The 18,695-nt window shown below is 55.8% G+C and carries 18 protein-coding genes and 1 pseudogene; 18 read left to right on the forward strand and 1 reads right to left on the reverse strand.

Annotated features, from left to right (window positions below; genetic code table 11):
• From CKO41_RS12605 to CKO41_RS12640, 8 genes and pseudogenes are all read left to right on the forward strand, one after another.
• A pseudogene (locus tag CKO41_RS12605) lies at positions 1-227 on the forward strand (ISNCY family transposase); the annotation flags it as partial.
• Positions 228-442: 215 nt separating this feature from the next.
• On the forward strand, positions 443-1,138 hold the full coding sequence (locus CKO41_RS12610; protein ID WP_242464306.1) for a hypothetical protein: 696 nt from the start codon (positions 443-445) through the stop codon (positions 1,136-1,138).
• 109 nt (positions 1,139-1,247) lie between these two features.
• The gene (locus CKO41_RS12615) at positions 1,248-1,931 is read left to right on the forward strand and encodes a hypothetical protein (protein WP_200382534.1); all 684 of its coding nucleotides are present in this window, start codon (positions 1,248-1,250) and stop codon (positions 1,929-1,931) included.
• A 129-nt stretch (positions 1,932-2,060) separates the two neighbouring features.
• Positions 2,061-3,371 carry a transposase gene (locus tag CKO41_RS12620; RefSeq protein WP_200382535.1) on the forward strand — a complete coding sequence of 437 codons (1,311 nt, stop codon included), beginning with the start codon at positions 2,061-2,063 and terminating at the stop codon, positions 3,369-3,371.
• A 773-nt stretch (positions 3,372-4,144) separates the two neighbouring features.
• Complete coding sequence (locus CKO41_RS12625) at positions 4,145-4,411, forward strand: hypothetical protein (RefSeq protein ID WP_200382537.1); 267 nt, start codon at positions 4,145-4,147, stop codon at positions 4,409-4,411.
• Positions 4,412-4,519: 108 nt separating this feature from the next.
• Positions 4,520-5,395, forward strand: coding sequence for a sulfotransferase domain-containing protein (locus CKO41_RS12630; RefSeq protein WP_200382538.1), 876 nt, complete (start codon positions 4,520-4,522; stop codon positions 5,393-5,395).
• Positions 5,396-5,516: 121 nt separating this feature from the next.
• The gene (locus tag CKO41_RS12635; protein WP_200382539.1) at positions 5,517-6,710 is read left to right on the forward strand and encodes an O-antigen ligase family protein; all 1,194 of its coding nucleotides are present in this window, start codon (positions 5,517-5,519) and stop codon (positions 6,708-6,710) included.
• Positions 6,711-6,837: 127 nt separating this feature from the next.
• A complete protein-coding gene (locus CKO41_RS12640) occupies positions 6,838-7,770 on the forward strand; it encodes an IS5 family transposase (protein ID WP_200382540.1) in 933 nt (310 codons plus the stop codon).
• Here the strand turns inward: CKO41_RS12640 and CKO41_RS18705 are convergent.
• Positions 7,655-8,080 carry a winged helix-turn-helix domain-containing protein gene (locus CKO41_RS18705; protein ID WP_338115582.1) on the reverse strand — a complete coding sequence of 142 codons (426 nt, stop codon included), beginning with the start codon at positions 8,078-8,080 and terminating at the stop codon, positions 7,655-7,657. The genes CKO41_RS12640 and CKO41_RS18705 overlap by 116 nt on opposite strands.
• Before the next feature lie 321 nt (positions 8,081-8,401).
• On the opposite strand from CKO41_RS18705, the gene CKO41_RS12650 reads away from it, so the two are divergent.
• From CKO41_RS12650 to CKO41_RS12695, 10 genes are all read left to right on the forward strand, one after another.
• Positions 8,402-9,589 (forward strand): glycosyltransferase, encoded by a 1,188-nt coding sequence (locus CKO41_RS12650; RefSeq protein ID WP_200382541.1) that lies wholly within the window; start codon positions 8,402-8,404, stop codon positions 9,587-9,589.
• Between the two features lie 26 nt (positions 9,590-9,615).
• Complete coding sequence (locus CKO41_RS12655; protein ID WP_200382542.1) at positions 9,616-10,656, forward strand: polysaccharide biosynthesis protein; 1,041 nt, start codon at positions 9,616-9,618, stop codon at positions 10,654-10,656.
• Positions 10,657-10,870: 214 nt separating this feature from the next.
• Positions 10,871-11,977, forward strand: a complete 1,107-nt coding sequence (gene wbjC, locus CKO41_RS12660; RefSeq protein WP_200382543.1) for a UDP-2-acetamido-2,6-beta-L-arabino-hexul-4-ose reductase — start codon at positions 10,871-10,873, stop codon at positions 11,975-11,977.
• A gap of 30 nt (positions 11,978-12,007) precedes the next feature.
• Complete coding sequence (locus CKO41_RS12665; RefSeq protein WP_200382544.1) at positions 12,008-12,919, forward strand: methyltransferase domain-containing protein; 912 nt, start codon at positions 12,008-12,010, stop codon at positions 12,917-12,919.
• A 92-nt stretch (positions 12,920-13,011) separates the two neighbouring features.
• Complete coding sequence (locus CKO41_RS12670) at positions 13,012-13,263, forward strand: DUF4351 domain-containing protein (protein ID WP_200249657.1); 252 nt, start codon at positions 13,012-13,014, stop codon at positions 13,261-13,263.
• A gap of 36 nt (positions 13,264-13,299) precedes the next feature.
• Complete coding sequence (gene wecB, locus CKO41_RS12675; protein WP_200382545.1) at positions 13,300-14,439, forward strand: non-hydrolyzing UDP-N-acetylglucosamine 2-epimerase; 1,140 nt, start codon at positions 13,300-13,302, stop codon at positions 14,437-14,439.
• Positions 14,440-14,464: 25 nt separating this feature from the next.
• Positions 14,465-15,685 (forward strand): glycosyltransferase, encoded by a 1,221-nt coding sequence (locus CKO41_RS12680; RefSeq protein ID WP_200249655.1) that lies wholly within the window; start codon positions 14,465-14,467, stop codon positions 15,683-15,685.
• Complete coding sequence (locus tag CKO41_RS12685; RefSeq protein ID WP_200382547.1) at positions 15,682-16,536, forward strand: sulfotransferase family protein; 855 nt, start codon at positions 15,682-15,684, stop codon at positions 16,534-16,536. Before CKO41_RS12680 ends, CKO41_RS12685 begins: the two co-directional genes overlap by 4 nt.
• A gap of 50 nt (positions 16,537-16,586) precedes the next feature.
• The gene (locus CKO41_RS12690) at positions 16,587-17,363 is read left to right on the forward strand and encodes an ElyC/SanA/YdcF family protein (RefSeq protein ID WP_242464307.1); all 777 of its coding nucleotides are present in this window, start codon (positions 16,587-16,589) and stop codon (positions 17,361-17,363) included.
• 52 nt (positions 17,364-17,415) lie between these two features.
• Positions 17,416-18,585, forward strand: a complete 1,170-nt coding sequence (locus CKO41_RS12695; protein ID WP_242464308.1) for a LegC family aminotransferase — start codon at positions 17,416-17,418, stop codon at positions 18,583-18,585.
• Positions 18,586-18,695: the final 110 nt, after the last annotated feature.

Consider the following 18,695-nt stretch of genomic DNA (forward strand, 5'->3'; position numbering starts at 1 on the left):
CGCGCTTTCAGCGCCTGCGCCGGCGCCACTCGGCGGTGGAGTCGGCGATCAATGCGCTGGAGGCCCACGGCCTGGACCGCTGCCCGGATCACGGCCTCGACGGCTTCATGCGCTACGTCGCCTTGGCCGTGGTGGCGCGCAACCTCCATCGCCTCGGGGCGATCCTGCTGGCCAACGACAAGGCGGAGGCCGAGGCCGAGCGGCGCCGACGAAAACGCGCCGCCTGAGCGCCCCGCGCGGGCCATCGGGGCCGATCCGAGGGACAGGTCTGTCCAATGGACGCGGAAGATGAAAAGAATTCCCATCGCCACCCCGTATTCCTCGCTGACGGCCTCGAACCGAATGAAAATCCACCCCCGCGGCGGCATGAGGTCAGCGGATTTTTTGAATTCAACGGGGTTTTCTTCCAGGCACTAGGTAATCACTAAACGCGAAGGTGTTTATGATGATAGTCTCACACAAATATAGATTTATCTTCATAAAAACTGTGAAAACTGCTGGAACGAGCATTGAAGTATTCTTGTCGCAAATCTGCTCAAGCGACGACATAGTTACTCCGATATGGCCACATGTTGGAAATCATCGCGCCAGAAACTACAAAGGCATCTGGAATCCATTCAATGAAATAGTCAATAACGAAGAGCAACGTATTGTGGAGACCTTTAAGAATCTTTTGCAACGGAAAAGATTCTACAATCATATGTCGGCTTCTTTGGTGAAGCATAGACTTTCTGCAAAAATTTGGGATTCATATTTTAAGTTCTGCGTTGAAAGAAATCCTTGGGATAAAACCCTATCTCATTACCACATGATAAGCGATCGTTCGGGTGGGATTGTGTCTTTTGATGACTACATCGAAAAAGGCCGTTTTTGCATCAACCTACCCAAATACACGGACCCTGAAGGTCGCCTATTGGTAGACAAGGTGATTAAGTACGAAACATTGATGGATGATCTGGGTTTGATTTTTTGTAAATTAGGTGTACCGTATAATGGTTCTCTTGGTGTAAACGCCAAATCTGAATATAGAAAGAAAAAGGAGCCGTATCAGAAGCTATTTACGCGTCAGCAAAGGTATATAGTTGAAAAGGCCTTCGCTAAGGAGATAGAAATGCATGGGTATGTGTTCGATCAATAGATAGTTTTGCTTCTCATCACCCGAATCAACTATGCGTAGTTTCAATTAGGTGCGTTAACTCATGGGTCAGAGTGGTCAGGTTGGTGGCAGGCTCGGTGTGCTTTCCAGGATGAGGAGAGAATTAAAAATTGCGCTCCAGAGCAATCTGGGCTCTGAATACCCTGCAATAATCGTTGGTAGTATGGGTCGTTCTGGCTCCAGTTTAGTTTGTAATGCTTTGAGTCGGGGGATGGCTCGGGCACGTAAACTGCATTTGTTCGGTCGCTACGGTCAAAGCCTCTGCCGCGATTCCGCATGGAACTTAGTTGATAGAAGTTTTAGACCCGGCGTTGTCTATAAGACACACTCACTCGCGGAGGAATTGCCTAATAGTGCGGATGTAAGGGCTGTTTTCGTATTTGGACCCGCAAGTGAAGCGGCTCTTTCTGTACTGTCCTGCCGCGATCGCTATGGGCTGGCCTGGATTGAAGAACATTTTAAGCACCTCAGAGCTTGTGGCCCATTTGAAGATCTCGCACGGCGTGATGTACTTCGTTTTGAGGAACAGATTGATGGGTGGCTGGCGCAAAAGAAAGTGCCCCTGCTTGCGCTGCATTACGAACACTTATGGGAGCACGAGGAAGAAATTTCGGACTACGTGGGTTTTCCAGTTCGTCTGCCAGCGCGCCGAAATCGCGAAAGCCGACAGAGAATTTCTGATGATGTCGCATGTCAAGTTGCCGCTACCTATAGCGCTTTGGACGCCAAAATCGCTGGCCTGTCTGTCTGCAGCGTCCGCGGACGGGAAGCCTAAGAACTCACGTTTCGGAGTTCAGAAGCCGCCCATTATTTAACGCAAGACATTGTTTATAAAAGAATAGCGGCCGCGTGGATGGTATAATGTCGAGCAGTTGAAACAGGACACCCACCCAAGAGGCCGCTGATGAAGACTCCCACATCCGAAGCATCCTTGCCAAGCCTGACGGCCACATTCCTGAGCGATACCCAAACCCTGGCCGATAACCTGTTCGCCGACTTGTTGCGCAGCTTGGGCCCCTCGGCGTTGCTCGCGAAGCTAGGCTTTCACAAGCGCAGCGGTCTGGAGGCATCGCGGATTGTCTATCTTCTGTTGATGTGGGTTTGGGTTGGGCGCGAAAGCGTCGCCCTGTTCGCACGCCAATCGCTGCGCAGTTTTGCCGGTGCCAACAAAGACGCTCTCTATGATGTCCTGGCCCGCGAAGATCTCAATTGGCGCGCCTTTCATGGGGCGGTCGCGCTCAAGGTCTATCGTGCCGGCCAGTTGAAAGACAGCCCCACGCGCGCCTTCGTCTTGGACGATTCCGTGAAAACCCGGCGTGGCAAACGGTTGGAAGGCGTCTCGCAGCACTTCGATCATCTCAGTGGGCGCACCGTCAAAGGCCAGCAGGTCCTCATGTTGGGATTGGCCACGCAGGAGACCTTCCTCCCGCTGGATAACGATATCTACATTAGCCACACGGGGGCGCATCCGCTGAAAGCGAACTTTCGCGATGGGCGCAGCGTTGAGGCGCGCCGCTATGCCGACGCGCGCGATGGCACCAAGCCACAGTTGGCCGCGGCCATGCTGCGCCGTGCTCAGCGTCAAGGCATCGAGGCAGAGGATCTCCTTGCCGATGCCTGGTTCGGGACCAAGACCATGATCAGCACCGCCTTGGACCTCAACCTCACGGCGATTTTGCGCATGAAGAAGAACGCCATGAAGTATCGCCTCACAAGCTGGGAGAACGGGCAAGCGCATACCGAGCTGCTCGACGCGAAAGGCTTCTATCAGCACAGCGTGCGCAAGCACTGGAAGACCCTCAGCGGCTTGCCCTATCAGTACCAATGTCTGGACGTCGAGTTGAGCTTGGCCGACGACGACAAGGTGGAGTGGATCCCGGTGCGTCTGCTGTTTGTTCGTGGCATCAACCAGGTCACCGACAGTCCCGCTGGGGCAAAATCCTGGGCCCTGTTCTTGTGCACCGATCGCGCCCTCTCCCCAGCGGCGATCCTTGAGACCTATGCCTTGCGCTGGAGCATTGAGGTGTACTTCAAGGAAGCCGAGCAGTATCTCGGTTTTCTGTGGGAGCAAACCGAAACTTTCGCTTCACATCTGGCCTCGATTCACTTAACCGCCGTGCGTTATTGCCTGCTCGCGCTTGGACAGTTGCAGGGCGCGGGTGCGCGGGTCTGCGAAGTCCGCCGTTTGGTAAGGAAAAGATCCTTCCGCTTCTGAATGTCTCAGTGGGTTTAAGAGGCATTCAATGGTAAACGGCATAGTTACAAACTTTATTGGTAAATGTGGAGCAACAGTTAGTGAGAATAGTAGTTTCTGGTTGCGCTCGGCCTTTATCCGGCGTCACTGCATTGCGGCACGGCCTGCAGTCAGAGCTTGAAAAATACGGGTATCTGGTTCTACCGTCACCACGACATCCTATTATACGGGCTGTGGGAAAATTGGACACAAAGCTAAAGCTAATGCGGCCCGTATTTGCAGATAGAGACGCCTATTGCTTCACAGTGATCAGTTGGTGCAGTGATTCCAGCGCATGGCCCCACTGTTATACTTATAAGATGATCCCCTGGATATATGACTGCTGGGGGCCCGATATATCGAAATGCGAGCGAATGTTGCGGCGGCATGAGGTTAGGCTCGCCTTCTTTTCTTCTAAGGACGTCTGCCAAAAGGTCAGCATAAGGCTGCCCAATATCCGTGCTGTATGGAGTCCTGAGGCAGTTGATCCAGCAATGTTCAAGCCCGATAAAAAGCTCGCAGAGCGACGATATAGTGTCTACGAGTTGGGGCGCACGTATCGTAAGTACCACGAGGTCATAAGAAAAGAGCTTGAGGGTCAAGGCTATACTCACATCTATCCAAGAAGCGAAGTCAAAAGTTTGAAGAATTGCACGGACGTTAGGGGATTCTACGACCAACTCGGGGATGCCGTAATCATCCCGTGCTTTCCGAAATGTATAACACATCCGGATTTAGCCGGGAATATTTGTACGATGACGCAACGTTATCTTGAAGCCATCGGGTCTGGCTGCCTTATCGTTGGAGAAAGCCCCCAAGAGATAATTGATTTATTCGGGTTTGATCCGGTCATTCCGGTCGATTGGAAAAACCCTGTTAAGCAGTTGTTCAATGTCCTAAAATCTATTGAAAGTTACCAAGAGCATGTAGACCGGTGTCGGTTACGCTTTCTTGAAGTCGGAACATTTTCTTCAAGAGTCGAAAAGATTCATGAGGAGTTAATAAATATCCAATTAGTATAGGGCTTCAGTTGCTGCCTTCATTTTTTTCTTGCTGGGTAATGGTACCAGCCGCTTCCAAAAAGTGCTACTGAAGATGACGACCTGCATGGTCCGGAGACAAGGGCGGATATGATGGATAGCATAGAAACAAATCAATCTATGGCAGGTGTCTTGAAGTTTAAGACTTTGTTAAATCCGAGACTAAGATCTCTTAGCGGTCATATCAATAGGCATCTCGCTTCTCACTATGGCGAAGAGTTTGGAATGTGGTATGTAATCGAATACCCGAAGGCGGGTGGGACGTGGTTGACCCATATGGTTGCTGACTATCTTGCTTTGCCTTTCCCTCAACATAGTCTGCTTCCTGTAACTTTCAAAGCAGTATTGCAGGCGCACTGGAAGTATACGCCCGGCCTCAAAAGGGTTTTCTATCTTGTACGGGATGGCCGTGATTCTATGGTATCGCTCTATTATATGCGAATGCGTTCCATTCGGCGGGGCTATTATCAACATGATCTTAAATATAGAAGACAATATCAAAAACTATATGGCCCTAATTTTGATCCTTTTGATATCTATCGCAATTTGCCTAAATTTATCGAGCAAGAGATGCGTTATCCCCAAGGATGTCGTATTAATTGGCCAGATCATGTCCGTCAATGGTGGCATCCTGAACATCCGGATCGGTATTGCCTGAAATATGAGGACCTGTTATCAAACCCATTTGTGACTTTACTAAAGGGTTTTAAGAGTTTTTTGCAAGTTGACGTAGATGAAGAACAGATCAGGAATACTATTTCGCGTTATGAGTTCGAAAGAATATCAGGTAGAAAGCGCGGCGAAGTAGATAATGATTCATTCTTAAGATCAGGGACTGCGGGGGACTGGGTGCAACATTTTTCAGTTGAGGCCCAAGAGGTGTTTGACTACTATGCTCGTGATGTTTTGGAAGAACTCGGATACGGCCTTGCTCATAACTCCGCTCATCAGGCGGATCGCGGCTAAATGTCTTTGGCGGGTGACCGCAGCTGAGCAATCACCCGCGGTCAACTGGCCGAATTCCGAGATCGTCGGTGAATGAAAAAAACCGCAAATCTCGCATTTAGTGAGTATAAAAAATTCGTGTATGATCTTTTCAATTAGTAAATTACAATTCAAGATCCTTTTTCTTTCTTTGGTGTTGTTTATAACAGCGCTTAATCATGCTCCAGTGGACTTGATGTCGAGCCATTCGGGGCGAGTAGGATTGCTTCCTTTCCAGTTGGTTGCTGTAGCGCAATCTTCTATTCCCGTCCTATACTTGATATTATGCGGTATTGCGGCAATGGGTATTTTCATGCGTGAACTTCATATGCCGCGTTTATTTGTAATTTTGGCATCGGTCTATTTTTTTCCAGCCTTGATAGCGATAATAACGCTTGAAGATACTCTGCGTTACGTGTCTCTATTTGTTTTGGCTCTTTTGTTGCCTTGCTTTGTATATTGGAGTCTTGAAAAGGATTGTTACGAAGACATTATCCGTTGGTTTCGTCCCGTTATAGTGTTATTGTTGCTGTATGGCCTTTTTGTTTCGGTTTTAAATATATCGATGATGCCCCGTATTGCAGGGTTTGTTAAGAACCCAAATACTTACGGATTGATACTGTTTGTCATGGCCGTTATATACTTTTCAAGCAAAAGCTTTTCAGTTTTTCGGGATTCAATGGTCATGTCTTTAATCTGCGTTCAAATTTTGTTGACTGGTTCTCGCTTAGGTTTTGCTTGCTTTATTGTCTTTTTGTTCTTCTTTATATCATCGAGAAATGATAAGAACTCAGGAGCGGTATTCATTGCAATTGCGGGTATCTTGTTTGCCGGGTGGCTGATTTTGGAAGGTGTGATCAATGCTCGATCTCTAGATCTTATCTCCATTTTTGAATTTGAAGGATCTGGCCGTACAGAGATCTGGACGCAAGCGTTCGCGGATCTAGAAAGGAACTGGGTCTTTGGATTAGGACTAGGCGGGCTAGATGAACTGTATGGACGAGATAATCTACACAATTCATATTTGCGTCTTGTTCTTACACTCGGCGTGCCTTTAGGTGGTGCGGTCATAGTGTTGTTTTTGTATTTTACGTGGACTGCATTTTTTACTCCTGCAAGTCGACCTGTTCTCAAAAGTTTTTTTGCTTGTTTGCCTATCCTTATGGTTGGTGAAGACTATTTAGTAGGAGTCGGGTCATACTTCCTTTTTTCCTTATGCTTGATTACTGGATTGCTACTGCTTTCGAGGGAAGACTACGGGCAACAAAAGTGCGGCAGCGGTGTCAATTCGCAATAACGTAGTCCATGAGATTGAAGGAAGCTTGGAAGGTATACCCAGCAAATGGGCACCTTGAAAAATTGGGCTGAGGCACGGGGTTCGGTAAAAGTCTGGGGGTGTCAGATACCAACGAGGCGAGCGTACCATGCCACAACTGGGTTTCTTCGACATCGACCGTCGCCTGGAGAGCATCAGCCGCATGGGCGATCCGTTGGAACGGCTCGCCGCGGAGATTCCCTGGGAGCTGTTCCGGCCGTTGCTGGAGAAGGTGCACGAGAAGGACCGCAAGTCCGCGGCCGGGCGCAAGCCGTTGGACGTGGTGGTGATGTTCAAGGTGCTGATCCTGCAGACGCTCTACAACCTGGCCGATGAGGCGGTGGAGTATCAGATCCGCGACCGGCTGTCGTTCATGCGCTTTCTCGACCTGGAGATGTACGACAGCGTACCCGACGGCACCACGGTGTGGCGGTTTCGCGAGCGGCTCAAGGAGTTGGAACTGATCAAGCCGCTGTTCGATCGGTTCGGCGATTATCTGGCGCAAGCCGGGTTGGAGGCGCGCCAGGGCCAGATCATCGACGCCTCGATCGTGCCCGTGCCGATCCAGCGCAACCGCCGCGAGGAGAACCGTCGCATCAAGGCGGGCGAGGTGCCCGAGGACTGGGATGAGCACAAGCGCCGGCAGAAGGACACCGATGCCCGCTGGACCAAGAAGCACGGCAAGAGCTACTTCGGTTACAAGAACCACATCGACGTCGATGTCGAGCACAAGCTGATCCGCGACTACCAGAGCACCGCGGCGAACGTGCACGACAGTCAGGTCTTCGACGACATCATCGACCCCGAGAATGCCGACCCCCAGGTCTGGGCCGACAGCGCCTACCGCAGCGAAGCGACCGAGGCCGCGCTGAGCGGGGCGGGCTACGAGAGCCACATCTGCGAGAAGGGTCAGAGCAACCAACCGCTCAGCGACGCGCAACAGGCCGCCGATCGTCGCCGCGCCAAGGTGCGCGCGCGTGTCGAGCACGTCTTCGGCTTCCAACAGAACAGCATGCGCCCTCCTCGCCCTTGGTTTGCTTGAGGTTGTCGTACTCGGCGAGAAAGGCTTTCTGAGTCTCGGCGTCGGCCTTGCCCGGGATCAGCTTGGGTTTCTTGTAGACATAGCCGAGGCGGTGCAGCAAGGCGGTCATGCCGCTGTCGGTGTAGCCGACCTCGAAGGTGTCTTCAACCCACTGGGCAACAGCCTTGGCCGTGAGATAGACATGCGTCTGCAGATGCGCAACGAGATAGGCCAGCTGCGCATTGCTGAGCTGACAGTCACTGCCACGGTAGGGGACGTTGACGAGCGCTTCAAGCCTAACCTGCTGATGGCGACGGAAGTGATTGCGCACGGTATTGGCATCGACTGCAGCACCTCTGCCGCCGCCCCGGCACTCCAGCTCGTCGCGAGCAGCCCGACCGCCTTGATGTGATCGGCCTCGCGCTTCTCGCGTGTGCTCCGATGCGCCGCGCGGAGGGCGTGGAGATCAGCGGGTGTCTGCTACCAGGCAGTCCGAAGCGGGGGGCTTAATGGTAACCTACCGGGAGCTGCGCTCATTGCTGACTGAGAATTTCGAGATCATCAATGAATGAAAAATCGAAAATCTCGCATTGGTACGTACAATTTATGAGTATTGCGCGACTTCCGGTTCTCTTTGCGGAAAGGTTGTGTCATGACAAATATTCAGTTAAAGATATTGGTTTTTCTTCCATATTATTACCCTGGGCACAAGGCCGGCGGGGCGGTACGTACGATTGCTAACATGGTTGAAGGTTTAGGTGATGAAATTGAGTTCAAAATTATTACTTCTGATCGTGACTTAGGAGATGCGACACCATATTCTACTGTTGATGTTGATCGCTGGAACAGGGTTGGAAAAGCCTTAGTTAATTATACATCTCCAGGCAGGCGCGGTTTATCAATCTGGCGAAACTTGGTGCAGATTGATCATTATGATGTTCTGTACCTTAATAGTTTATTTCATCCTGTATTTTCACTATTGCCACTGCAGGCGAGGCGTTGGTCAAGAGTTGGGAAAAGAAAGCCAGTTATTGTGGCGCCGCGTGGTCAGTTTGGTCCTGGTGCATTGAAGATCAAGAGATTTCAGAAAACGACATATTTGCGCCTCACAAAGGCAATGGGTCTGTACTCTGATGTGTTGTGGCACGCATCCAGTTGCGACGAACAGTTTCATCTCTCTTCGATCTTTAGAGATTCACCGCAGATTCATGTGGCGCGGGATCTTCCTGAATGTCCGCCGGCGTTTGAGCGGCTTTCGGTAAATAGGGGTCGTGATGATATTCTGCGCGTCGTCTTCATTTCACGAATTTGCAGAATGAAGAATCTGGATTTTGCACTGCGGATTCTCGCTCAGTCCCCCCTGCCAATTGAATTTGATATATGGGGACCATTGGAAGATTCTTTGTATTGGAATAAGTGCCTAATGTTGATAGAAGCGTTACCTAGTAATATCGTGGCGCGGTATCGTGGAGTCCTTGATCACAAACACGTAATGCCTACAATCGCGGGGTACGATTTGCTTTTTTTGCCGACGCAGGGGGAAAATTACGGCCATGTGATTGCGGAAGCTTTGTCAGCAGGTACAGCGGTATTGATATCAAATGAAACCCCCTGGCACGATCTTACCGAAGATGGAGTTGGCTGGGATATTGCCTTGACCAATGAAGCAGGATTTCTGAATGCGCTTAATTCTGCATTTGACCGCTTGCAGAAGGATTCGTTGGCTTGGCGTCGCAAAATCCACGAGTATGCTGTGAATCGTCTAAGAGATCCTAACCTTCTCGAGGCGAATCGGCAGTTGTTTTATAGGGCTGCTGGGCGGTCGTTGCCCTTTTCTTGATTCCTTAAATTCACGGGGTGTCTCGAATGGCTTTTTTTTCCGGATCGATACTCTTGGTCAGCGGCGGCACCGGCTCCTTCGGCAACGCCGTGCTACGTCGCTTTGTGCAAACCGATATCCAAGAGATCCGCATCGTCAGCCGCGATGAAAAGAAACAGGACGACATGCGGAAGCGCTATGCGAACGATAAGTTGAAGTTCTACATCGGCGATGTTCGCGATCCGCAAAGCGTCCTGAGCGCGATGCGTGGGGTCGATTATGTGTTTCACGCCGCGGCCTTGAAGCAGGTGCCGTCCTGTGAGTTTCATCCGCTGGAGGCGGTCAAAACCAACATTCTGGGCACTGCGAACGTCGTCGAGGCGGCGATCCAGAGCGGGGTGCGGCGGGTGATTTGTCTCAGTACGGACAAGGCGGTCTACCCCATCAATGCGATGGGCATCTCCAAGGCCATGATGGAGAAGGTGTTCGTGGCCAAATCGCGGAATGTCGATCCGGCGCAGACGACCATCTGCGGGACGCGCTACGGCAATGTAATGGCTTCCCGGGGCTCGGTGATCCCGTTGTTCGTCAATCAAATCCTCGCCGGGAAGCCGATCACGATCACGGACCCGGAGATGACCCGATTCATGATGACGCTGGACGATGCCATCGATCTAGTGCTCTATGCCTTCGAGCACGGTCAGAGTGGGGACATCTTCGTCCAGAAGGCGCCGGCGGCGACGCTGACGACGCTGGCCAAGGCCCTGTTCGAACTGCTCGAAAGGCCGGATCACCCGATCGAGATCATCGGGACGCGGCATGGCGAGAAGGCCCATGAGACCCTGCTGAGCCGCGAGGAGCGCGCCCATGCCCAAGACCTGCCGGGTTATTTCCGCATCCCGCCGGACCTGCGGGACCTGAACTACGGCAAGTATGTCGAGCAGGGCGAGAAACGCATCAGCGCGGTCGACGACTATACCTCGGCGAACACGGAACGGCTGGATGTGGAGGGGATGAAGGGGCTGTTGATGAAGCTGGATTTTATCCAGGATCTGGTGGCCGGAAGGCCGGCGGAGCCGGTAGATTGATTGGTTTTTTCCCCTCACCCCAACCCCTCTCCCCGCTGGGGCGAGGGGGGGAAACGAACATCTGTTCGCGCTGGAATAGGGCGACGGCCTGTTGCACCTGTTCCGGGATAGCGTTGGTCACAATCCGGATGGTGATGCGAGTATCGACCGCGAGCATGTCGTTTCAGGGCAAATGCCTATAACGCGCACGATAGACCACGAAGGGGCTTGACAGATGAAGGTGCTCGTGACCGGTGCAGGGGGGTTCATCGCTCGCAATCTGCGCGTCGTCTTAAACGAAGGGGGCCGCTTCGAGGTACTCCCAGTCACCAGGGAGACCGACGAGGCTGCTTTGGAAGGGATGGTGGCCCGAGCCGATGCGGTCGTGCATCTGGCCGGGGTGAATCGTCCCAAAGACCCGAGCGAGTTTGCGACCGGCAATCGGGACTTCACGGCGCACCTCTGCCGCCTGTTGGCCGCGACGGGCCGAGGGATTCCGGTGGCGTTCTCTTCGACGATCCAGGTCGATCGGGATACGCCCTATGGCCAGAGCAAGCACGCGGCGGAGGAGCGCCTGCTGGCCTATGCCGCGGCGACCGGCGCGCCCGTGGCCATTTATCGCTTGCCGAATGTCTTCGGCAAGTGGGGCCGGCCGGACTATAATTCGGCGGTCATCACCTTTTGTCACCATATCGCGCGTGGCCTGCCGATCCGGATCGACGACCCCGCGGCCGTGGTGCGCCTGGTCTATATCGATGATGTCGTCGCCGAGCTGCGGCGCTGGCTCGACGCGCCGGCGGAGACGGTGGGGTTTCCCGAGATTGCGCCGGTCTACACGGCGACCGTGGGCGAGTTGGTCGAACAGATCCGCGCTTTCGGCCAGGTGCGCGACAACCTGGTGACGGAGCCCGTCGGCACCGGGCTGGTGCGTGCGCTCTACGCAACCTATGTCAGCTATCTTCCGGTGGAGTCTTTCCGTTATCGCGTGCCCCTGCACGGCGATGCGCGCGGTGTCTTCGCCGAGATGTTGAAGACCAAGGACTCGGGGCAATTCTCCTTCTTCACCGCTCTCCCTGGGATCACGCGCGGCGGGCATTATCACCACACCAAGACCGAGAAGTTCCTGGTGGTCAAGGGGCGGGCCCGCTTCCGCTTCCGCGATATCCTGACCGACGAGACCTATACGGTCGAGACGTCTGGCGCCGAGCCGACGATCGTCGAGACCATTCCGGGCTGGGCGCACGACATCACCAACATCGGCGACGACGAGATGATCGTGTTGCTCTGGGCCAATGAGATCTTCGATCGCGAGCGGCCGGATACAGTGGCCAGTACACTTTAAGCGGTGCTTGTCAGAGGGAGGCCCAATTATATGAATACACTAGCACCGAAAAACTGTCCGATTTGCCAAGGAAATTCGCAAACAAGACGGATACTTAAGAAGTTTTCCAATAAGTCATATGGCCATTGTTATTGCCGGAAATGTGGTATCACCTTTGACTCGAATGTAAATGATTTTGTCGATGCTGGTGTTTCGGCGGAGGTCATTCATGCTATTAAGGACGAATCATCCTATCGCGAATTATTTGTCGAAACGTCAAGGATTTCGGATGAGCAGGGCAATATCTACCCTGATTTTGAATGGGCCGACAATGAGTCGGTTAAGATTGGAGTTGCTCATTATTTGATTCGCTCGATCGAGAAATATCACGAAGGGGTGCTCGATTCTATTGTTGATGTCGGGTGCGGGGATGGCTTTAGCTCTCTGTTAATAGCGCGACGTTTTCCAAACTCCCAAGTGACGGCAATCGATCCAAGTCCACTTATCGAGAGGTTGCTTAGTGTTGATCAAGGAACTCGGGTAAAGCCGATTCGTGGCACCCTGCAAACTACGGAGCTCGACGATGGTAGCGCTGATGTCGTATGTATCATGGGTAACTTGATGTTGCATTTAGATCCATTCGATAGCATTCGTCATGCTTTTCGGATACTGCGACCTGGCGGTACATTGGTTATTGATTTCAAGAATGTTCGCTCGTTATCCCGTATTCTTGCTCGCTGGTTTTTGATGATTGGGTTCGATCGATGGGTGGGGCGCAGTAAGCTAGAGCGTAACTTCGTCAACATGCGCTATGGCTTCAATCGAGAATATGTCGTCAATTATCTGGAAACCTTTCCATGCGAATTACTTGCCTTTTTCGATAAGCCCCCACGCCTTCTCGGTTTTTCTAATCAGAGTAAATGGCAGGCTGGATTTGGGGGGGGGCGTTTGGCGTTTTCTTAACACCATCGACAAGTTCAGAGGACAGCGCGCTTGGTTACAGGCTGTGGTAAGAAAGACAAACGATTGACGGCTAGTCTTAGCTAAAGGGCGATATGGCCTACATGACAGGCATCGAGCGACTGGCGATCGAGCGCGGGCGGCAGGAAGGTCGGTGGGAGGGCGAAGTGCACGGCCGGGCCACGCTGCTGGCCATCCAACTGGTCGAGCGTTTCGGACCGCTCCCGGAGACGATCCAAACGCGTTTGGCGCAGGCGACCAACGAACAGTTGGAGCGCTGGGGCGAGCGCTGGAACGAGCGTTTGCTCGACGCCGCGACACTCGATGCAGTCTTCGAGGATCATTGAAGGCCGCGCGTATCGACTGGATAGAGGTTCCTCAGAATGGGTCGGATCAAGGTGATGACGATCCTGGGCACGCGCCCGGAGATCATACGGCTGTCGCGTGTCATGGCTGCGCTCGATCGCTACATGGATCATGTGGTCGTGCATACGGGGCAAAATTACGATTACGAGCTGAATGAGGTCTTCTTCCAGGATCTCGGCCTGCGCAAGCCCGATGTGTTCCTCGATGTCGATGCGACCTCACTCGGACGCGTGCTCGGCAACATCCTGATCGCGATCGAGTCGGTGCTCGATGCGCAGCGCCCGGATGCGGTGCTGGTCCTCGGCGATACCAATAGCTCGATCGCGGCCATCATGGCCAAGCGCAAGAAGATCCCCGTCTATCACATGGAGGCCGGCAACCGCAGCTTTGATCCGAACGTGCCGGAAGAGGTGAATCGGCAGATCGTCGATCGCATCAGCGACTTCAATCTGGTCTACACCGAGCATGCGCGGCGTCATCTGCTCGCCGAGGGGCAGCCGCATCGGCGGGTGCTGTTGACCGGTTCGCCGATGAAGGAGGTCTTGACCCATTATCGGCCGGGGATCGAGGCGTCCGATGTCTTGGCGAGGCTCGGCCTGGCAAAGGGGCGCTATGTGCTGGTCAGCATGCACCGCGAGGAGAATGTCGATAGCCCGCGCCATCTGTCCGCGTTGCTCGATGCGCTCGTGGCCGTACACGAGCGTTTCGAGGTTCCGGTGCTGGTCTCGACCCATCCGCGCACCCGCAAGCGCCTGGAGGCGCTCGGCCGGCCTTTCGAGCACGCAGGGATCGCCTTTGCCAAGCCCTTCGGCTTCCTGGACTACAACCGGCTGCAGATGGACGCCTTCTGCGTGCTTTCCGACAGCGGCACCATCACGGAGGAATCCTCGTTGCTCGGCTTTCCGGCCGTCACCATTCGCCGCTCGATGGAACGGCCGGAGGGGCTCGATACCGGCAGCATCATCCTGACTGGGCTGGATGCCGAGATCATCGTGCAGGCCGTGCAGATGGTGACGGATGCCTGGCACGAAGGACGCCGCCCGCCCGTTCCGGCCGATTATCAGATCGAGAACGTCTCACAGCGGGTCGTGAGTCTGATCCTGGGCACGGCGCGGCTTAGTAATGATTGGGCTGGGGTGCGGCGGCATGAGGGCTGATGCACCCGAGCGACGATCGTTGCGGGTGCTCGCGATCCATCGCTATTACTGGCCCGATAGCCCGCCTTATGCGTCGATGTTGCGGGCGATCGTGGCGCGTTGGGGGGCTGACGGTCATCGCGTGCATGTGCTCTCGACTCAGCCGTCTTACAAGATAGGCGCCGGGCTTGCTTGCCAACCCGACGAGGAACTGCTCGATGGCGCGCTTGTAAGGCGCATCGATCTGCCGTCCGAGCATGGCCGACCGCTGACGCGCCTGCTGAACGTGGCGCGCTTCGCCTGGGCGATCGTGCGTCAGGCGCGGCGCACCGGGCCTTACGACGTCATCATGGCCTCGACGATGCCCCCGGTGCTGACCGGTGCCGCGGCTCGACTGGCCGCGCGCTTGACTGGGGCCTCCTTCATCTATCACTGCATGGACATTCATCCTGAGATTGGGCGCCTCTCCGGCGAGTTTCGCCATCCGTTCCTGTTTCGGGTGTTGCAGCGGATCGATGCCGCGACGTGTAATGGGGCCGCGCGGGTGATCGTGCTGTCGCGAGACATGGCGGGCGCACTCAACAATCGTCCCAGTCGTCGCGGGGTCGATGTTCGGGTGATCAACAATTTCAATCTGCCGTCGTTTTCCGATGTTGGGGATGTGGACCCGCCGGGTGAGATGGCGAAGCCCGCCGGTTGCTTTCGTCTGTTGTTCGCCGGCAACATTGGTCGTTTCCAGGGGCTGGAATCTCTCGTTGATGCGATGCACCGTTTGACCGGGCGGCCTGAGATCGAGCTGGCCTTTCTCGGCGAGGGCCGCGCCTTGGAGGGCATCAAGTCACGTGCCGGGGGTCTGCTCGGCCGACAGATCAAGTTCTTTCCACATCAGTCAGTCGAGATTGCACGCGCGGTAATTCGGACAGCGGATGCGTGCGTCGTGACGTTGGTCCCGGAGATCATACGGTATGCCTATCCGAGCAAGACGATGACCTATCTCGGAGAAGGGCGTCCGCTTTTGGTCTGCGTCGAGGCAGAGAGCGAATTGGCGGAATTTGTTAAAAGGGAAGGGGTGGGGTTGACCGTCGAGCCGAATGATATATCAGCCTTGGCCGATGCCATCGTCTCATTGGCCGATGATTCGCGGCGGTTGAGTGACATGGCGGGCCGGGCGACCCAGGTCGGCAACGAATATTTCGCCCAGGAGCATGTCTTGTCGATCTGGTCCAGATTGCTGGAGGAGATTGGAGCGGAGCGCAAACCAATATGAAACAGGATGTAGTCATTATTGGAGCGCCACGCTCCGGAACGAATATGTTGCGGGATGTGCTCGTACGTCTTAACGGCATCGCAACCTGGCCGTGCGATGAGATCAACTACATCTGGCGCCATGGGAACGTGCGCCATCCTTCCGACGAACTGACAGCCGAGATGGCACGACCGGAGATTCGGCGCTTTATCCAGGCGTCTTTCGACTGGGTGGCGCAGCGTTATGGTGCGCAGGTCGTTGTCGAAAAGACGTGTGCGAATTCGTTGCGCGTGCCCTTTGTCGATGCAGTGGTTCCAGAGGCCCGCTATATCTTCATCCGGCGTGATGGTTTGGATGCCGTTGGTTCTGCGATGCAGCGCTGGAAGGGATCGCTCGACATTCCGTATCTGGCCCGGAAGGCGCGGTTCGTTCCTGTCTCGGATCTGCCTTTTTACGCGAGTCGCTATCTATGGAACCGAGTTTATCGTTTGGTTTCTCGGCAAGAACGGCTTGCGTTTTGGGGGCCGCAGATGGCAGACATGGATGCTTTGTTGGCCGCGCATCCGCTCGATGAGGTTTGTGCGATCCAATGGCAGCGATGTGTCAATCAGGCCTACGAAGCTTTTCATCGCATGCCGTCGTCGCGCTGGCTGGAGGTGGTCTACGAGGAGTTCGTCAGCGATCCAAGGGAGAAGCTGAGAACAGTTCTTGAATTTCTCGGTATCGATGCGGAGCCCGGAACACTAGACGCCGCTGTGCGCGGTGTGCATGGCGGCGGTGTGGGCAAGGGTCGTGCGTCTTTGGATGGCGATTCGACGCGGCGCTTGAAGGCTTTGATTGGGCCGACATTGGAACGGTTTGGCTACGTGTAGCGCTCGCTGAAGTGGCCGCTTACGGGGTCTTGTCGGGCGAAATTGCGGCGATGGATGGACTCTATGACGGCTTGAAAGGGCTCTCCGCCGCGCTGCTGATGCCCTTTCCCGTCGCCTTGGGTTTGATGACATTCGGTCTGGTGCTGCGCGCATTGCGCAACAAAGGGCGGGCGCTCGGTGGCTGGCTGGTCGTCGCCGGGGGGCTGCTGCTGATGCTCGCGTCCTGGCAGCCGGTGGCCGATGCGCTGCTGTCGCCACTGGAGGAGCGGTATCCGCCGTTGACGGATCCGGCGCGGGTCTCGGACGTGACGGCGGTGGTCGTGCTGGGCGGCGGTTGGTGGCCAGGCGCGGAGGATTGGCCGATCACGGCGCGCCTGAGCGAGAGCTCGGCGATTCGGCTGTTCGAGGGGCTGCGTCTCATGCCGACCTGGCCCGAGGCGCGTTTGGTGCTGACCGGGGCCAGCCGCAGCGCGGACCGGGCACCGATAGCCTGGGGCTATGCCGAGGTCGCGCGGGACTTCGGGGTGCCCGAGACACGGATGCTGGTGATGGATACGCCGGTCGACACGGCGCAAGAGGCCGAGGCGGTGCGCGCGGCGCTCGGCGACGGGGCGCGTCTGGTGCTGGTGACCTCGGCCTCGCACATGCCGCGGGCGATGGCCTATTTTCGGCGGGTCGGTCTCGACCCGGTCGCGGCCCCGACGCATCGCCTGAGTGGCCGCTCGGCCTATGACGAACTCAGGGACTGGCTGCCGGCGGCGGACTATCTGCAGATGACGGAGCGGGCTTGGTATGAGTATTTGGGCTTGTTGGCGCAGCGCGGGTAGCGCGCCGGCCGTGCGCGGCGTTCACGGCAATCTGGAGTAGCGGATGTCTGACATGGCAAGGGGTGTTACGGCGCTGGTCGGCGAGATCCGCGCCCTCTACGGCGATGGCCCGATTCCACTCCATCGCCCGGTCTTCCATGGCCACGAGCGGCGCTATCTGGTCGAGTGCATAGATTCCAACTTCGTCTCGTCAGTCGGGGCCAAGGTCACCGAGTTCGAGGAGCGCGTCGCGGCCTTCACTGGGGCGCGCCATGCGGTGGCGACGGTCAATGGCACGGCGGCCCTGCATGTGGCGCTGGAGTTGGCCGGGGTCGGCCCGGATGACGAGGTCATCACCCAGGCGCTGACCTTCATCGCGACCTGCAACGCGATCCGCTATGCCGGAGCCTGGCCGGTGTTCGTCGATGTCGATCGCGACACCCTCGGGCTGAGCCCCGAGGCGCTGCGGGCCTTTCTCGAGCGGCACGTCGAGGTCCGCGATGGTTGGCCGTACAACCGCACGAGCGGACGGCGGCTCGCGGCCTGCGTGCCGATGCACACCTTCGGGCATCCGTGCCGGATCGCCGAGATCGTCGCCATTTGCGACGCGTACGGGATTCCGGTCGTCGAGGACGCGGCCGAGTCGCTCGGCAGCTCGGCCGGGGGGCGCCATACCGGAACCTTCGGGCGGATGGGGATCTTGAGCTTCAACGGCAACAAGATCATCACGACCGGCGGCGGCGGGATGATCCTGACCGACGACGAGGGCCTGGCGCGGCGCGCGAAGCATCTGACGACGACGGCGAAGATCCCGCACCCCTATGAGTTCGTTCACGACGCCGTCGGCTACAACTATCGCTTGCCGAACCTCAACGCCGCGCTCGGCTGTGCGCAGATGGAGCGGCTGCCCGAGATGCTCGAGATCAAGGCGGCAATCGCGGCGCGTTATGCGGCGGTGTTGGCGGAGATCGGCTGGGACTACATTCCGGCCCCGGCCGGGACCGTCTCGAACCATTGGCTGAACGCGGTGCGGCTTGCCTCGCTCGCCGAGCGCGAGGCCTTCCTGCACGAGACCAATGCCCAGGGCGTGATGACCCGCCCGATCTGGCGCCTGATGAGCCGCCTGCCGATGTACGCCGACTGCCAACACGACGGGTTAACGAACGCGATTTGGCTGGAAGAACGGGTCGTGAACCTGCCTTCGAGTGTGCCCGATGGGGCGCTGGCGCCGTGGGCCGGCTGATGGCCCCGAGCTCGGTGCCTGATCTCCTGGTGGGGTCGATGCGCATCATCACGGTTGGCCTATGCGGTCTTAACCGTCCTGCGCACTCCGCTTGCGCGGGGGATTGGAGG

The sequence above is a fragment of the Thiococcus pfennigii genome (genome assembly GCF_016583835.1).
In the GTDB taxonomy this organism is placed as follows: Bacteria; Pseudomonadota; Gammaproteobacteria; order Chromatiales; family Chromatiaceae; genus Thiococcus; species Thiococcus pfennigii.

Bases quoted from the DNA above. Each gene is read 5' to 3' on its own strand.
- CKO41_RS12610 (WP_242464306.1), top strand. From the start codon at position 443: ATGATGATAGTCTCACACAAATATAGATTTATCTTCATAAAAACTGTG.
- CKO41_RS12615 (WP_200382534.1), top strand. From the start codon at position 1,248: ATGAGGAGAGAATTAAAAATTGCGCTCCAGAGCAATCTGGGCTCTGAA.
- CKO41_RS12620 (WP_200382535.1), top strand. From the start codon at position 2,061: ATGAAGACTCCCACATCCGAAGCATCCTTGCCAAGCCTGACGGCCACA.
- CKO41_RS12625 (WP_200382537.1), top strand. From the start codon at position 4,145: ATGACGCAACGTTATCTTGAAGCCATCGGGTCTGGCTGCCTTATCGTT.
- CKO41_RS12630 (WP_200382538.1), top strand. From the start codon at position 4,520: ATGATGGATAGCATAGAAACAAATCAATCTATGGCAGGTGTCTTGAAG.
- CKO41_RS12635 (WP_200382539.1), top strand. From the start codon at position 5,517: ATGATCTTTTCAATTAGTAAATTACAATTCAAGATCCTTTTTCTTTCT.
- CKO41_RS12640 (WP_200382540.1), top strand. From the start codon at position 6,838: ATGCCACAACTGGGTTTCTTCGACATCGACCGTCGCCTGGAGAGCATC.
- CKO41_RS12650 (WP_200382541.1), top strand. From the start codon at position 8,402: ATGACAAATATTCAGTTAAAGATATTGGTTTTTCTTCCATATTATTAC.
- CKO41_RS12655 (WP_200382542.1), top strand. From the start codon at position 9,616: ATGGCTTTTTTTTCCGGATCGATACTCTTGGTCAGCGGCGGCACCGGC.
- wbjC (WP_200382543.1), top strand. From the start codon at position 10,871: ATGAAGGTGCTCGTGACCGGTGCAGGGGGGTTCATCGCTCGCAATCTG.
- CKO41_RS12665 (WP_200382544.1), top strand. From the start codon at position 12,008: ATGAATACACTAGCACCGAAAAACTGTCCGATTTGCCAAGGAAATTCG.
- CKO41_RS12670 (WP_200249657.1), top strand. From the start codon at position 13,012: ATGGCCTACATGACAGGCATCGAGCGACTGGCGATCGAGCGCGGGCGG.
- wecB (WP_200382545.1), top strand. From the start codon at position 13,300: ATGGGTCGGATCAAGGTGATGACGATCCTGGGCACGCGCCCGGAGATC.
- CKO41_RS12685 (WP_200382547.1), top strand. From the start codon at position 15,682: ATGAAACAGGATGTAGTCATTATTGGAGCGCCACGCTCCGGAACGAAT.
- CKO41_RS12690 (WP_242464307.1), top strand. From the start codon at position 16,587: ATGGATGGACTCTATGACGGCTTGAAAGGGCTCTCCGCCGCGCTGCTG.
- CKO41_RS12695 (WP_242464308.1), top strand. From the start codon at position 17,416: ATGGCAAGGGGTGTTACGGCGCTGGTCGGCGAGATCCGCGCCCTCTAC.